Genomic DNA, 16394 nt, shown 5'->3' with positions numbered 1-16394 from the left:
GCCGGAAAATAAACCGTTGGCAGGCGGCAACCTGCCGCGTCCGCGCGTTGACAAGCCTGACTGAAGCTTGAACATGCCCGGACGTCTGCAATTGTCTGGAGGGTGTTATGGCAATGCGCGCGGCTCGTGGTCTGTCGATTCTCGTCCTTCTCTTCTTCGCCTGGGGCAGCGTCGCGCAGGCGGCGGAAGCGCGAAGAATCGCAACGACGGACAATTCCGATTATTTCGGCTTCGATCTCAGGTCCGACCAGAACGTCACGCTCGACCAGTGCAAGACGACATGTCTCGGCGATCCGGCCTGCCGCGCCTTCACCTACAACACCAAGGCCAAATGGTGCTTTCTCAAATCCGACTATAACCAGTTGAAATCCTTCAATGGCGCGGTAGCCGGCAAGGTCGTCAACATCGACGGCGATCCAGATATCGGCGCGCCGCCGGAACTCGCCTTCTTCCCCAACTGGATGGCCGACCAGGCCCAGCAATACCGCAACAAGCTGCTTGGCCCTGCCTTTGACAAGCCGACGGAGGGCATGGCGGCGCTGATCAACTCGGCCGAACAAGCCGTACAGACTGGCGACCATCGCTCCGCCATGCAGAAATACGAGGCCGCTGTCTCGGTCATGCCGGATGACGGCCAGCTCTGGCTCAAACTGGCGCGCGAAACGCTGGCCGTGCAGCCTGCCGCGAACACCTCCGAAGCCTCGACTTTGCCGGCAAACGGCACGTCGGCCGCCTTCAACGCCTACAAGCTGCTGCGCACCACCAAGACGCGCGCCGAAGTGCTGGCGCTGCTCGGCAATGGTCTCGACAAGCGCGATCTCTACCGGCCGGCGCTGCAGGCCTATGAAGCCAGCCTTGCGCTGGAAAGCTCGCCCGCGGTCCAGGCCGACTATGCCGATCTGAAGGCCCGCAAGGGGTTCCGCGTCATCGATCACTCTGTCGATGCCGACACCAGCGCGCCGCGCATCTGCGCGCAATTCTCCGAGGATCTGGTCAAGACCGGCGTCGACTACGCGCAGTTCGTCACCGTTGACAACGCCCCGCCCAAGGGCGTCGAGGCCAAGGACAAGCAGATCTGCGTCGAAGGGCTCGAACACGGCCAGCACTATGACGTCACCTTCCGCGCCGGCCTGCCGGCCGCGATCGGCGAAGTGACCGCTGCTCCCGTGGTACTGTCGATCTATGTGCAGGACCGCGCGCCGTCCGCCCGCTTCACCGGCGACAGCTTCGTGCTGCCGGCCGGCGCGCGCCGCGGCATCCCGGTCGTCACCGTCAACATGAACGCCGCCGAGATGAAGCTCTACCGCATCGGCGACCGCTCGCTGGCGCAGCTGCTGTCGGGCTATCAGTTCCTGCACCAGCTCGACGGCTATGACATATCCAACATTTCCGAGCAGATGGGCGCGCCGGTCTGGCAGGGCCAGCTCGACATCGTCAACGATCTCAACAAGGAGGTCACCACCTCCTTCCCGGTCGACGAAGCGCTGCCGCAGCGCAAGCCCGGCGTCTATGTGCTGACCGCCAAGGCCGTCAACGACAAGAGCGACGATTACGGTTCGCTGGCCACGCAGTGGTTCGTCGTCTCCGAAATCGGACTGTCGACCTATACCGGCCAGGACGGGCTCAACGTCTTTGCCCGTTCGCTGGGCAGCGCCAAGCCGATTGCCGGTGCCGAACTGACGCTGGTTGCCCGTAACAACGAGGTTCTCGGAACCGCGACGTCGGATGCGAACGGCCATGCCGTCTTCAACCCCGGCCTGACGCGCGGTGACGGCGGCATGGTGCCGGCCGTGCTGATGGCCAAGCAGGGCGACAATGATTTCGTCTTCCTCGATATGTCAAAGGCCGGCTTCGACCTGTCCGACCGCGGCGTCACCGGACGCGCCGCACCGGGCGCGCTCGACGTCTATGCCTGGACCGAACGCGGCATCTACCGTGCCGGCGAGGACGTCCATGTCGCCGCGCTTGCCCGCGACGGCGCGGCCAAGGCGGTCGAGAACCTGCCGCTGACCTTTATCTTCTCGCGTCCCGATGGCGTCGAGGACCGCCGCATCATCAGCGACGGCGCATCGGCCGGCGGTCACGCCGTCGACCTGCCGCTCGAACCCAACGCCATGCGCGGCACATGGTCGGTGTCGATCCACACCGACCCCAAGCAGCCGGCGGTTGCCAGCCAGATGTTCCTGGTCGAGGACTTCGTGCCGGATCGCATCGAATTCGACATGAAGGCCGACAAGCAGGAGATTGCGCGGGGCGAAACCGCCAACATCAACATTGACGGCCGCTTCCTCTATGGCGCGCCGGCGGCGGGTCTGGCGCTGGAAGGCGAACTGACCCTGTCGACGTCCCGGGACTGGGACCGCTTCCCCGACTTTTCCTTCGGCCTCGCCGACGAGCAGTCGGCGGAGCCCACGGTCACGCCGCTCACCGATCTGCCGGTGGTCGGCGATGACGGCAAAGCGACCTTCCCGATCTCCGTCGACCAATTGCCCTCGACCACCAAGCTGGTCGACGGCAAGGTGACGGTGCGCATGCGCGAAACCGGTGGCCGCGCCATCGAGCGCTCGCTCAACATCGGCATCCGCCCGCAAGGACATATGATCGGCATTCGTCCCGATTTCGCCGACGGTGAAGTCCCGCAGGGCGGCACGGCCAAGTTCAGCCTGATCGCCGTCGATCCGGACGGCAAGCGCGAGGCGCTGAAGGGCGCGCAGTGGACGCTGGTCAAGGTCGAACGCAATTATCAGTGGTACCGCTCCAACAACTCCTGGAACTATGAGCCGGTGAGCTTGACCAAGTCGATCGCCAACGGCCAAATCGACCTCAACGCCGATGGCGACGCCACCGTCTCCGTACCTGTCGACTGGGGCCAGTACCGGCTCGAGGTCGAGACAGCGGACCCCGAGGGACCGGCGACCAGCTATGAGTTCGACGCCGGCTGGTATGTCGCCTCGACCACCACCGAAACGCCTGACGGCCTGGAGATTGCCCTGGACAAGGACAATTATGCCGCCGGCGAAGTGGCCAAGCTGAAAATCTCGCCGCATTTTGCCGGCGAACTTCTGATCAACATCGGCTCCGACAAGCTGCTGAAGACCATCACGGCGACCGTGCCGGCCGGCGGCAGCACCGTCGACATCCCGGTCGGCGACGACTGGGGCGCCGGCGCCTATGTCACGGCGACCCTGTTCCGTCCCGGCGACGCGCAGGAAAGCCGCATGCCAGCCCGCGCCATCGGCGTGAAATGGCTGACGGTCGACCCAGCTGCGAAGAAGCTTGCCGTTACGCTCACGCCGCCGGACCAGACGATGCCGCGCCAGCAGCTGTCGATCCCGGTTTCCGTGGCCGGCGTGCAGCCGGGCACCAATGCCTATGTCACGGTTGCCGCCGTCGATGTCGGCATCCTCAACTTGACCAACTACAAGGCGCCGGATCCGGAGAATTGGTTCTTTGGCCAGCGCATGCTGGGCATGGAGATCCGCGACATCTACGGCCGCCTGATCGATGGCTCGCTTGGCACCACCGGCAAGCTCAGGACCGGCGGTGACGGCGCCAACATGCAGACGCAAGGCAGTCCGCCCACTGAAAAACTGGTCGCCTTCTTCTCCGGCATCGTCCAGCTCGATGCCGACGGCAAGGCTCGGATCGACTTCGACATTCCGCAGTTCAACGGCACCGTCCGCGTCATGGCTGTCGCCTGGACCAAGGAGGCGGTTGGCCACGCTCAATCCGATGTTATTGTGCGCGATCCGGTGGTCATAACCGCCGGCCTGCCGCGCTTCCTGGCGCCTGGCGACAACGCCGTCATGCGGCTCGACGTGGCCGACACCGACGGCCCCGCCGGCGACTATGCGCTGTCGATCGACACGACGGGGGACCTGTCGACAGGCGACAAGCCCCTGCCCCAGAAGCTGACGCTCGCCAAGGGCAAGCGCCAGACGTTGACCGTGCCGCTGATCGCGAAGACGGCCGGCAGTGCCTCGCTCACCATCAAGCTGGCGCACGCCGACGGCACCAAGGTCGAGCAGACGCTCTATGTGCCGGTACGCCCGGCCCAATTGCCGGTCACCACGCGCCTTGTGGTCGACCTCAAGGGCAATGGCGGCGCGCTTCGCGTCGACAAGGAACTGCTGGCTGCCAGCCTGCTCGAAGGCGCATCGGTCAGCGTCGGCATTTCGCAGGCTGCGGCCTTCGACGTGCCTTCGCTGCTGATGACACTCGATCGTTACCCCTATGGTTGCGCCGAGCAGACCACCAGCCGCGCCATGCCGCTTCTCTACGTCAACGAGATGGCATCAGGCGTCGGCATGGAAAGCGACCCCGACCTGCACGGCCGCATCCAGGATGCGATCTACAAGGTCCTGAGCTACCAGTCCTCGAGCGGCAGCTTCGGCCTGTGGGGTCCGGGCTCCGGCGATCTGTGGCTCGACGCCTATGTCAGCGAGTTCCTGACCAGGGCGCGGGAGCAGAAATACGATGTGCCGGCTTTGGCGATGAACCAGGCTCTGAACAACCTGCAGAACTCGCTCGGCTACGACCAGAGCGTACAGGACCGCGGCAGCGAGATCGCTTACGCCCTCTACGTTCTGGCCCGCAACAAGAAGGCCTCGATCGGTGATCTGCGCTATTACGCCGACACCCAGCTCGAAGCCTTCTCGAGCCCGATGGCCGTTGCCCAGTTGGCGGCGAGCCTGGCGCTCTACGGCGACACGCAGCGTTCGGAGGCGACGTTCAAGACCGCGCTGCAACTCGCCAAGTCGAGCACCGACTACGACTGGTACCGCTCCGACTACGGCTCGGCATTGCGTGACGGCGCGGCGATGCTGTCATTGGCGGCGGAATCGAAGCCGGTATCGACGATCGTGCCCGAGCTGATCAAGCTGGTGACCAGGAAACGCGCCGAAGTCCGCTGGACCAGCACTCAGGACGATTCCTGGATGCTGCTGGCGGCCCGCGCGCTGAAGGAGGGCAACGATTCGATCGCGTTGACCGTCAACGGCGCGCCGCATTCCGGCGGCTATTCCAACCAGGTCAACGGCTCCGAACTGGTCGACAGCCCGCTCGAAATCGCCAACACCGGCAAGACCCCGCTGCAGGCCGTCGTCACCACGGTGGCGTCGCCGATCCAGCCCTTGCCGGCCGGCGGCGACGGCTTCACCATCAGCCGTACCTACTACAAGCTCGACGGCACCGAAGCCAATGTGACGGAGGCCACCCAGAACGAACGTTATGTCGTTGTGCTCAAGGTCACCGAGCAGAACAGCTGGCCGTCGCGCCTGCTGGTCACCGACCTGTTGCCGGCCGGCTTCGAGATCGACAATCCGGGCCTGGTTTCCAGCGCCCAGTTGACGAACTTCTCCTGGCTGGCGCAGACCGACGCGGCCCATCTCGAGTTCCGCGACGACCGTTTCGTCGCGGCATTCAACCCGGCCGACGGCGACCACGACCACAATCTGACGCTCGCCTATGTCGTGCGCGCCGTGACGCCGGGCACCTATGCGCACCCGGCGGCTACGGTGGAGGACATGTACCGGCCGCAATATTCGGCCCGCACCGCCACCGGCATGATGGAGATCAAGGCGCCCTAAGGCGCCTGTGGCGGATATGAATGTGAGGTTTGCGCTGCCCCTCATCCGCCTGCCGGCACCTTCTCCCCGTATAGAGACGGGGAGAAGATGGCTGTCCCGATCGCCGGCACTAGCTCTGCAACCTTGGAAATTGGCGAAAGCCTCTGCGCAGGCCTCTTTCTCCCCGTCTCTATGCGGGGAGAAATGCCTGGCAGGGCAATGAGGGGCAGCGCCATGCTCTCCAGGAAATTTCTTCGCCGCACTGCCATCGTTGCAGCCTCTCTCGCTGGCTTCGCGGCAATCGCCGCCGCCACTCTCTGGGAACTCGACCGCGCCTTCCCCCACCATTGCCCGCAACTCTGACCGTCTCCACCGAAGTCCAAGACCGCGACGGCCAGCTGTTGCGCGCCTTCGCCACGCCCGACGGCTACTGGCGGCTGGAGACCCGGATCGACCAGGTCGACAAGCAGTTCATCGACATGCTGGTCACCTATGAGGACAAGCGCTTCTGGGACCATGAGGGCGTCGATGTGCTGGCGCTGGCGCGCGCCGCCGGCCAGTTCGCCACCAGCGGCCATATCGTTTCCGGCGGCTCGACCCTGTCGATGCAGCTTGCCCGGCTGATCGAGCCGCGCGAAAGCCGCAGCCTCGGCTCCAAGATCAAGCAGATGCTGCGCGCCATCCAGATCGAGCGGCGGCTGTCGAAGCGCGACATCCTCGAACGCTATCTGACGCTGGCCCCCTATGGCGGCAATCTGGAAGGCGTGCGCGCCGCTTCGCTCGCCTATTTCGGCAAGGAACCGAAGCGGCTGACCGTTTCCGAGGCCGCCCTTCTCGTCGCCCTCCCCCAATTGCCGGAAAAGCGCCGGCCCGACCGCAACCTCCAGATCGCCCATGCCGCGCGCGATCGTGTGCTGAGCCGCATGGTCTCGTCAGGCCTGATCGGCGAACGCGAGGCGGCGCGCGCGGCGCTCGACGATGTCTCGGGCCTACGGCGCACCTTGCCGGCGCTTGCCGCGCATGCCTCCTATGCGATGCTGCCCAAGGCCGTCCCGGGTCAGCCGCTCAAGCTGACGATCCGCAAAAGCGTCCAGCAAGGACTGGAACAGGTGGCGCGCGACGCCGCCACCAGGCTCGGACCGCGCCTGTCCGTCGCCATGGTGCTGGCCGATGCCCGCACCGGCGACATTCTGGGCGAAGTCGGATCGGCCAATTTCTTCGATGCCAGCCGTTCCGGCTGGATCGACATGACCAAGGTCGTGCGCTCGCCCGGCTCGACGCTGAAGCCGTTCATCTACGGCCTCGCCTTCGAGCAGGGGCTGGTGGCGCAGGAAACGCTGATCGAGGACAGCCCGGTCGATTTCAGCGGCTACAGACCGAAGAATTTCGACATGGGCTATCAGGGCGACGTCAGCATCCGCCAGGCTTTGCAACTATCGCTCAACGTGCCGGCGATCCGCGTGCTCGACGCGGTCGGCCCGGCGCGACTGACGGCGCGTTTCCGCCAGGCGGGCGTCAACCCGATCCTGCCGGTCAATGAAGCGCCTGGCCTGGCCATCGGCCTCGGCGGCGTCGGCGTCACGTTGCGCGACCTGGTCCAGCTCTACACAGGGCTCGCCAATGGCGGGAAGACGCATTCGCTGCATGACGGCACCGAGCCGGCCAACGCCGCGAGTTCGACCACCACCATCCTCAACGACCAGGCCAACTGGCAGATCATCGACATTTTGTCGGGTGTGAAGCCACCCGAAGGCGCCTTGCAGCGCGGCATTGCTTACAAGACCGGCACCTCTTACGGCTACCGCGACGCCTGGTCGGTGGGCTTCGACGGCCGCTATGTGCTGGGTGTCTGGGTCGGCCGGCCCGATGCCGGTGCGGTGCCGGGTCTTTCCGGCTATGTCTCGGCTGCCCCGATCCTGTTCGAAGGCTTTGTCCGCTCGGGGCTGGCGACCGTGCCGCTGCCGGGCAAACCGCCCGGCGCCTTTACCCCCAAGCGCGAGGACCTGCCGGTGACGCTTGCCCGGTTCGGCGCCGGCGCGGATGGCCTGGTGCAGGCGACGCCGACCGAACCCGCGCCGACCATCATCTTCCCGCCGGATGGCGCCCGCGTCGATCTAGCCACCAACTCGGCCGATGCGTCGCCACTGGTGCTGAAGCTGCAAGGCGGCCGGGCACCGTTCCGCTGGCTGGCCAACGGCAAGCCGCTCATCGGCCTCGATCGCCGCCGCACCGCGACATGGCAGCCCGACGGCGCGGGTTACTCGACGCTGACCGTCATCGACGCGGCGGGACGAGCGGCGAGTGTGAAAGTGTTCGTCGAGTAGGCTGCTTCAAGGGATTCATCTCGCTGACTTTTGAGGCCGGGGATAGAAGGATAGTTCGCCTGATGCCCGGTGTGAGACGCCATACCTTGCGCAAGATTGTCGCCATTCTCGTCACGGTGCTGACGGCCACCCAGTTTGCCGGCGCCGACCCCCTTCCCGCCGGTTTCGTCCGCCTCTCCGATATCGCCCCATCCATCCGCCAGGACATTCGCTACGCCGGCTCCGACAATTTCCTGCACCGCAAGGTGAACGGCTACGACGCTCCTGTCTGCATTCTCACCGACCAGGCGGCGGAGGCGCTCATCAGCGTTCAGAAGGTGATGACCGCCAGGGGCATGACGCTGGTCGTGTTCGACTGCTATCGCCCTGCCCGCTCCGTGGCCGACATGGGCGATTGGACGACCGCGGGCGGACCGCCGGACCCGCAATGGTATCCGAAGGTCAAGCGCGGCGACCTCATCGCCGAGGGCTACGTCGCCCGCCAGTCGGCACATTCGCGCGGCTCGACCGTCGATGTTGCCATCGCGCCTGCCGACAGGATGTCCGCGCAGAAACCGGCCTGCGGCGCTGTCGACGCCAACACCCTCGATTTCGGCACCGGCTTCGACTGCTTCGACCCGACGAGTGAAACCGCACATCGCCCGCTCGGCACCGAAGCGGCGGCAAACCGCAAGCTCCTTGTCGATGCCATGGGTGCTGGAGGTTTCAGGAACTACGCGCGAGAATGGTGGCATTTTACGCTCGACCAGGAGCCATTTCAAAAGCAGCGCTTCGATTTCCCGGTGACCGCCGAGTGACCTGCCCAAAGCAGACTTGCCCGGCAACCGCGCGTCCCTAGATAGGCCACAGGGCGGACCGACGCCTACGCGGAGCAACCGCGAGGAAAATATTTCTCATAGCCGCGGCAGATCGCCAGAGATTTTCTCCAGGGAGGCAAAAAAGGCAACATTCAGTGCATCTAATTTCTATAATTTCGGTAGATTTGGCGCGGGTTCAACGGAGGCAGAAATGACCAAACCTCATTTCAGGAAACTGCTCGGCGCACTGGTCGCCACATCTGTCCAGTTCGGCACGCTCGGTTTCGCGTTTGCCGACACCACCATTCTCAACGTGTCCTACGATCCGACGCGCGAGCTCTACAAGGCTTATGACGAGGCCTTCGCCGCGCATTGGAAGACAGAGACCGGCGAGACGGTGACGATCCAGCAGTCACATGGCGGATCGGGCGCCCAGGCCCGCGCCGTGATCGACGGCCTCGACGCCGATGTGGTGACGCTGGCGCTCGAAGGCGACATCAATGCCATCGTCTCCAAATCGAAAAAGATCAATCCCGATTGGCGCAAGAAATTCGAAAACAATTCAGCGCCTTACACCTCGACCATCATCTTCCTTGTCCGCAAGGGCAATCCCAAGGGCATCCACGACTGGAACGACCTCGTCAAGGACGGCGTCCAGGTGATCACGCCCAACCCCAAGACGTCGGGCGGCGCGCGTTGGAACTATCTCGCGGCCTGGGCCTATGCCAACGCCAATGATGGCGGCGACGAAGCCAAGACCAAGGAATTTGTCGGCAAGCTCTATGCCAATGCTCCCGTGCTCGACACCGGTGCGCGCGGCTCGACAGTGACCTTCGCGCAAAAAGGCCTTGGCGACGTGCTGATCGCCTGGGAAAACGATGCCTATCTGGCGCTCGACGAGTTTGGCGCCGACAATTTCGACATCGTCTATCCGCCGACCTCGATCCTGGCCGAGCCGCCGGTGGCCGTGGTCGATGCCAATGTCGACGCCAAGGGCACGCGCAAGGTGGCCGAGGCCTATCTGAGCTACCTCTATTCCAAGGAAGGCCAGACCATCATCGCCAAGAACCATTACCGGCCGTCCAAGCCCGAACTGGTTCCGCCCGAGGATCTCGCCAAGCTGCCGCCTATCAAGCTGATCACCATCGACGACCCGCTTTTCGGTGGTTGGAAGAAGGCACAGCCTTATCATTTCGGCGACGGTGGTATATTCGACCAGATCTACAAACCAGCCCAGTGAGCTAAAACCTAGATTAGGACGATATGACCACAGCACCCGCGCAGGCGGGGTGGCGGTTCAGACAGCCGAGTGTCATTCCGGGTTTCGGATTGACGCTCGGCTTCTCGCTTGCCTACCTCACCCTCATCATCCTCATACCGCTATCCGGGCTGATCTGGCGTTCGGCCGCTCTCGGCTGGGTCGATTTCTGGGCCATCGCCACCGATCGCCGCACCCTCAACGCACTCGAAATCAGCTTCGGCACCGCCTTCATCGCGGCTGTCGTCAATGTCGTTTTCGGCACGCTCGTCGCCTGGGTGCTGGTGCGCTACCGCTTTCCCGGCCGCCGCATCGTCGATGCGATGGTCGACCTGCCATTCGCGCTGCCGACGGCGGTGGCCGGCATCGCGCTGACCTCGCTCTACGCGCCGAACGGCTGGATCGGCAAATTGCTGATGCCGCTCGGCATCAAGGTCGCCTACACGCCGCTCGGCATCGTCATCGCGCTGGTCTTCATCGGCCTGCCCTTCGTCGTGCGCACCGTGCAGCCGATCATGGAAGAAATCGACAAGGAGGTGGAGGAAGCCGCCGCCACGCTTGGCGCCAGCCGCTTCCAGATCATCACCCGCGTGCTCTTTCCGGGCCTGGCGCCGGCCATCATCACCGGCTTCTCGCTCGCCTTCGCGCGCGGCGTCGGCGAATACGGCTCGGTCATCTTCATCGCCGGCAACCTGCCTTACAAATCCGAGATCGCGCCGCTTCTGATCGTCATCCGGCTCGAGGAATACAATTACCCCGCGGCAACCGCGATCGCGGCAATCATGCTGGCGCTCTCGTTCGTCATGCTGCTGGTCGTCAATCTGGTGCAGACATGGAGCCGCAAGCGCTATGGCTGATCCCGAGATCAAATCCTACGAACCGTATCACGAGAGCCGCTCGGCGGCGGTGACCGAAAGCCGCCCGGCGCAGGCCGTGCTGATGGCCATCGCTTTCGCTTTCCTCGGCATCTTCCTGCTTTTGCCGCTGATCATCGTCTTCCACGAGGCGCTGGCGAAAGGCGTCGGTGCCTATACGCAAGCACTGGGCGAACCGGACGCACGCTCGGCCATCCACCTGACACTGCTTGTCGCGGCGATCTCGGTGCCTCTCAATGTCGTCTTCGGCATCTCCGCCGCCTGGGCGATCGCCAAGTTCGAATTCAAGGGCAAGGCGTTTCTCACCACGCTGATCGACCTGCCCTTCTCGGTCTCGCCCGTCATTTCGGGTCTGGTCTACGTGCTTCTGTTCGGCGCACAGGGGTTGCTCGGCGGGTGGCTGAAGGCACATGGCATCCAGATCTTGTTCGCCGTGCCGGGCATTGTGCTGGCCACCGTCTTCGTCACCTTCCCCTTCGTCGCCCGCGAACTGATCCCACTGATGCAGGAACAGGGCAATGGCGACGAGGAGGCCGCCCTTTCGCTCGGCGCCAATGGCTGGCAGACCTTCTGGTTAGTGACCTTGCCCAATGTCAAATGGGGCCTGCTCTACGGCGTGCTTTTGTGCAATGCGCGCGCCATGGGCGAGTTCGGCGCGGTTTCGGTGGTGTCGGGCCACATACGCGGCCTGACCAACACCATGCCCCTGCATGTCGAAATCCTGTACAACGAGTACAACGCCGTCGGCGCTTTCGCCGTCGCCTCGCTGCTTGCCGGGCTGGCGCTCGTCACGCTGGTCTTGAAAACACTGCTCGAGATGCGCTACGGCGCCGAACTCGCCGCGACGCGCGGACATTAGAAGGTTCATTGTATGGAAGTTCGCGTTGCCAACGTGCGCAAGGAGTTCGAGCGGTTTCCGGCGCTTCACGACGTGTCGCTCGACATCAAGTCGGGCGAATTGATTGCGTTGCTGGGACCATCCGGCTCCGGCAAGACGACCTTGCTAAGGCTGATCGCCGGGCTGGAGCGGCCGACACGCGGGAAAATCTTCTTTGGAGACGAGGACGCTTCGCAGAAATCGATCCAGGAGCGCAATGTCGGCTTCGTCTTCCAGCACTACGCGCTGTTCCGTCACATGACGGTGGCTGACAATATCGGCTTCGGCCTCAAGGTGCGGCACGGACCGTCGCGGCCGCCAGCAGCGGAGATCCGCCGCCGTGCGTCCGAGCTTCTCGATCTCGTCCAGCTTTCAGGGCTGGAGAAGCGCTATCCCGCGCAGCTTTCGGGCGGCCAGCGCCAGCGCGTGGCGCTAGCCCGCGCCATGGCCATCGAGCCCAAGGTGCTGCTGCTCGACGAGCCGTTCGGCGCGCTCGACGCGCAGGTGCGCCGGGAACTCCGCCGCTGGCTGCGGGAAATCCATGACGCCACCGGCCACACCACCGTCTTCGTCACCCACGATCAGGAAGAGGCGCTGGAACTGGCCGACCGTGTCGTGGTGATGAGCCAAGGCCGGATCGAGCAGGTCGGCACCGCCGACGACATCTACGACACGCCGAATTCGCCCTTTGTCTACGGCTTCATCGGCGAATCGAGCTCCCTTCCGGTCAAGGTCGAGAATGGCGAGATCTGGCTAGCCGACCGTCCGATCGGATTGTCCGCGCCGCACGCGGCCGAGGGTGATGCGATGCTTTACTTCCGTCCGCATGATGTCGAACTGCTGGACGGCTGCAGCGGCTGCATCGCCGGCACCGTGGCCGCCAGCCGCCGCGTCGCCGGCACGCGCCGGGTGGAGCTTGAAATCGGCGGCGAACGCCAGCGGGTCGAGATTGAGCTGCCGGTCGATCATCCGGCAGCGCAGAAGAGCCGCGTGGCGTTCCGCCCCGGGCGCTGGAAGCTGTTCCCGGCTGCATAGCGATCGGACCACGGAGAATCCGCCCCAGGGATGTCCCGGTTCGGTGGCGGTCGCTTACCCTGTCACCTGGCCTTCAACGACAACACCAGGGTCATCGGGGGCTTTTATCAGAAACAGGCTGAAGAGGACCGAACTCAAACGGCGAAAGAAAAAACTACGATATGCCTGTTTGGGAAACGGTTTTCTAGCAACAATGGTCAAGCTCTGAATCCATGCCTCGCCGCTCCTTGGCGCCCCGGCTATGGTCTGGCAATAGAGCCTTACATCCGGAGCCTTTTCATGAAGCGATTTTTCCTCGGCGTTGCCGCCGCCGGTCTCCTCCTCGCATCCTCCCAAGCCTGGTCGGCCGACAAGCTGCTGAACGCCTCCTATGACGTCGGCCGCGAACTGTTCGTGCAGGTCAACAAAGCCTTCGTCGCCAAGCATCCGGGCGTCACGGTCGACCAGTCGCATGCCGGCACTTCGGCGCAGGCGCGCGCCATCGCCGAGGGCCTCGGCGCCGATGTCGTCACCTTCAACCAGGTCACCGACGTCGACTTCCTGGTCAAGAAGGGCCTCGTCTCCGCCGACTGGCAGAAGGATTTTCCCGACAACGCCTCGCCCTTCTATTCGCTGCCGTCCTTCCTGGTGCGCGCGGGCAACCCCAAGCACATCAAGGACTGGAACGATCTGGTGCGCGACGACGTGCAGGTGATCTTCCCCAACCCGAAAACGTCGGGCAATGCGCGCTACACCTACCTGGCGGCCACCGCCTACGCCAAGGAAGCCTTCAAGGGCGATGACGCCAAGGTGAAGGAATTCATCACCAAGCTGTTCAACAACGTGCCGATCTTCGATACGGGCGGGCGCGCCGCGACCACCACCTTCGTGCAGCGCCAGATCGGCGACGTGCTGATCACCTTCGAATCCGAGACGCGCGGCATCCGCAAGGAATATGGCGACGACAAATTCGAGCAGGTCACGCCTTCGGTCAGCCTTCTGGCGGAGTTCCCGGTAGCGATCGTCGACAAGGTCGCCGACGAGCACGGCACGCGCGATCTGGCCAAGAGCTATCTCGACTTCCTCTATACGCCCGAGGGCCAGGGCGTCGCCGCCGACAACGGCTTGCGCGAACGCGACGCGGCTGTCGCGGCCAAATACAAGGCCGATTTTCCAAACGTGCGCCTGCTAACGGTGGAAGACGTCTTCGGCGGTTGGGACAAGGTCCAAAAGGAGCATTTCGCCGCCGGCGGCCTGCTCGACCAGGCTTATGGCAGCCGCTAAAATTTCCGCGGCCCGATAGAAAGATCAGAAAAGCCGGCCCTGGCCGGCTTTCCTCGTTTATGCAGCCGATAGGGCAAAGCGGCGCGCTTCGTGGAAAACGTTACAAAGAATCAACGCGTTTGTGCCTAACATGCCTTCCAATGGCTCATTTTCGCGAAACGGCGGCGTGCGGAAGCAATGCCGTCATCATTTGCACACAAACAGCCGCCAGATGCGGGGTGGTTGGGGCTTCAACGGGTTATCAGGGCATGCTGACGAAAAAAGGCAAATACGGCCTCAAGGCCCTCGTGCATCTTTCCAATCTTCCGGTTGGCCAACTGGCCTTCGTCAACGACATCGCCGTCGCCAACAACATCCCGAAGAAATTCCTCGATGCCATCCTGGGCGAATTGCGCAACGCCGGCTTCGTCCAGAGCCGCAAGGGCAAGGAAGGCGGCTATCGCCTCGCCCGCCCGGCTTCCGAGATCAAGATCGGCCATGTCGTGCGCGTGCTCGACGGGCCGCTGGCGCCGATACCTTGCGCCAGCCGCACACAGTATCAGCGCTGCGAGGATTGCGACGAAGCGACCTGCCAGGTCCGGCACATGATGCTGGAAGTGCGCCAGGCGATTGCCGAGGTGCTGGACAACCGTAGCCTCGCCGCCATGCGCGATGCCGACAATGACGATTTCCCGGTCGAGTTGACATCGCAAATCTAGAGCCGGGTGAATGAGGCTGTCGAGGTTTACGAAATCCCGAAGAGCCGCCCGCAAGCAGCCATCGGCAGCCAGCTTTCGCACCGAGGTCATCGCCGACGTCTTCGTTCCCGAATATGCCGAGGACGTGCGCTTTTTCAGCCGCAAGCTGGCCAATCCCGGCAGGCTCCGCCGCTTCTCCACCAGGGATCTTCGCGAAAGCCTGATTACCCTCTTCTACCTCGCGGTCGCGGCAGCGCTGCCGGTGCGCTGGTGGTCGCCGATCTGCGATTGGGCGTCGAGGTTTCACTTGAAGCGCCATATGCGCAAGGACTTCCGCCCCTATGCCGCCGCAACGCGCGCGGTGCTCGGCGACGGCATCGATGCGCGCAAGCTGTTCGAGGCAATGCTCGCGGCGCGCCATCGCCGCCGCATGCAACTTGCCGCGCATCTGGTCGCCGGCCGTTGGACGCCGATGATCCGGCTGGAGGGACTCGAAGGCTTGCAGGCGGCCTTGCAACGCGGCCACGGCGCTATCCTCTGGTGCGATCAGTTCACCGCCCAGACGATGATCGGCAAGCGCGCCATACACGAGGCCGGCATCGAAGCGCATCAGGTCAGCGTCAATACGCATGGCGTGTCCGAGACAGTGTTCGGCCAGCGCTTCCTCAACCCGCCAATGATTCATGTCGAGAACCGGTTCCTGAAAAGCCGAATCGTCTTCGACCGCGACGACGCCTATCAAGTCACCATCCGCATTCAGAAGATGCTGAAGCAGAACGGCGTCGTGCTGATGACCAACACCATCCACGCCGGCTCGACCTTCACCGAAACCACACTGGGCGAAAACGGCTGGACGCACCTTGCCTCGGCACCGGCGAATTTCGCCGCCCGAGGCAAGACGGCCCTGTTTGCCATGTCGACTTTCGAGGAGGTGCCCTTCCGGCAATACCGGGCCGTCTTGAGCCCCGAACTGGTGCCGGCGGCACCGGCGCTCACGGCAGTGGACACAACCAGGGACGGAGCCAAGAACATGGCCCTCCAGGCACACTACATCCTGCTGAAACGCGACCGTCTGCTGCAGGCGCTGAAGCAGTGTCCCGAGCAGATGATGTCCTGGTCGCGCCATGAGCGGTTGACGGAAGCTCGGGACGACATCGGCATCAGTGAAGAAGGAGGCTCATGACCGGCGCATCGAGCGCATTGCCTGGGCGACGAGTTCATCGACCGGCCGCGTCGCGTCGAGAGTCAATGCCCGCTCGTCGGCACCTGGCGGCTCCAGGATGGCGAACTGGCTGTCGACCAGGCTTGCCGGCATGAAATGGCCCTGGCGGTTGCCAACGCGCCGCCGCGCGGTGGCGGGATCGATCTCCAGATAGAGGAAGACGATATCAGGGCAAAAGCCGCGCAGCCGCTCGCGATAGCCGCGCTTCAGCGCCGAGCAGGCGGCGACCACACCTTGGCCCTTGCCGATCGACGCCGCGATGTCGTCGCCGATCGCGTCAAGCCAGCCCTCGCGCAGTTGGTCGGTGAGCGGCTCGCCCCGCGCCATGCGGGCGACGTTTTCGGGCGGATGCAGCCTGTCGCCCTCGATGAAGACGGCACCCAGCGCGGCGGCCAGCGCGATACCGAGGGCTGACTTGCCGCAGCCGGCGACGCCCATCACCACGACGGCCGTCAAACCGGAAGCGCCCGTCGGCGCCCGCGCTGCCTTTTCGTCCACC

General features: G+C 64.1%; 10 protein-coding genes and 1 pseudogene. 10 read left to right on the top strand and 1 reads right to left on the bottom strand.

Annotation, left to right across the window (positions count from 1 at the left end; genetic code table 11):
* Positions 1-107 precede the first annotated feature (107 nt).
* The 10 genes and pseudogenes from EJ077_RS10855 to EJ077_RS10810 all read left to right on the top strand — a co-directional run bounded on the left by EJ077_RS10855 (position 108) and on the right by EJ077_RS10810 (position 15856).
* Entirely contained in the window at positions 108-5588 is a 5481-nt protein-coding gene (locus EJ077_RS10855; RefSeq protein WP_208701853.1) for an alpha-2-macroglobulin family protein, read from the top strand.
* 198 nt (positions 5589-5786) lie between these two features.
* Positions 5787-7891, top strand: a pseudogene (pbpC, locus tag EJ077_RS10850) (penicillin-binding protein 1C).
* Positions 7892-7953: 62 nt separating this feature from the next.
* Positions 7954-8688, top strand: a complete 735-nt coding sequence (locus EJ077_RS10845; RefSeq protein ID WP_208701851.1) for a M15 family metallopeptidase — start codon at positions 7954-7956, stop codon at positions 8686-8688.
* Between the two features lie 211 nt (positions 8689-8899).
* Entirely contained in the window at positions 8900-9928 is a 1029-nt protein-coding gene (locus tag EJ077_RS10840; protein WP_127278932.1) for a sulfate ABC transporter substrate-binding protein, read from the top strand.
* A gap of 23 nt (positions 9929-9951) precedes the next feature.
* Positions 9952-10803 (top strand): sulfate ABC transporter permease subunit CysT, encoded by an 852-nt coding sequence (cysT, locus tag EJ077_RS10835; protein ID WP_208701849.1) that lies wholly within the window; start codon positions 9952-9954, stop codon positions 10801-10803.
* Complete coding sequence (gene cysW, locus EJ077_RS10830) at positions 10796-11680, top strand: sulfate ABC transporter permease subunit CysW (RefSeq protein ID WP_208701847.1); 885 nt, start codon at positions 10796-10798, stop codon at positions 11678-11680. Before cysT ends, cysW begins: the two co-directional genes overlap by 8 nt.
* A 12-nt stretch (positions 11681-11692) precedes the next feature.
* A complete protein-coding gene (locus EJ077_RS10825; RefSeq protein ID WP_208701845.1) occupies positions 11693-12733 on the top strand; it encodes a sulfate/molybdate ABC transporter ATP-binding protein in 1041 nt (346 codons plus the stop codon).
* 279 nt (positions 12734-13012) lie between these two features.
* Entirely contained in the window at positions 13013-13996 is a 984-nt protein-coding gene (locus EJ077_RS10820; RefSeq protein WP_208701843.1) for a sulfate ABC transporter substrate-binding protein, read from the top strand.
* 248 nt (positions 13997-14244) lie between these two features.
* Entirely contained in the window at positions 14245-14694 is a 450-nt protein-coding gene (locus EJ077_RS10815; protein WP_023769580.1) for an RrF2 family transcriptional regulator, read from the top strand.
* A 10-nt stretch (positions 14695-14704) separates the two neighbouring features.
* Positions 14705-15856, top strand: coding sequence for a hypothetical protein (locus tag EJ077_RS10810; protein ID WP_208701841.1), 1152 nt, complete (start codon positions 14705-14707; stop codon positions 15854-15856).
* On the opposite strand, the gene EJ077_RS10805 is transcribed toward EJ077_RS10810, so the two are convergent.
* Positions 15851-16393 (bottom strand): gluconokinase, encoded by a 543-nt coding sequence (locus EJ077_RS10805; protein ID WP_208702972.1) that lies wholly within the window; start codon positions 16391-16393, stop codon positions 15851-15853. The two genes, EJ077_RS10810 and EJ077_RS10805, sit on opposite strands and share 6 nt — an antisense overlap.
* Between the last annotated feature and the right edge of the window lies 1 nt (position 16394).

It is taken from the genome of Mesorhizobium sp. M8A.F.Ca.ET.057.01.1.1, assembly GCF_003952565.1.
In the GTDB taxonomy this organism is placed as follows: domain Bacteria; phylum Pseudomonadota; class Alphaproteobacteria; order Rhizobiales; family Rhizobiaceae; genus Mesorhizobium.
The sequence above is the reverse complement of the archived record's forward strand: the minus strand, read 5'-3'. Positions and strand labels throughout refer to the sequence as shown.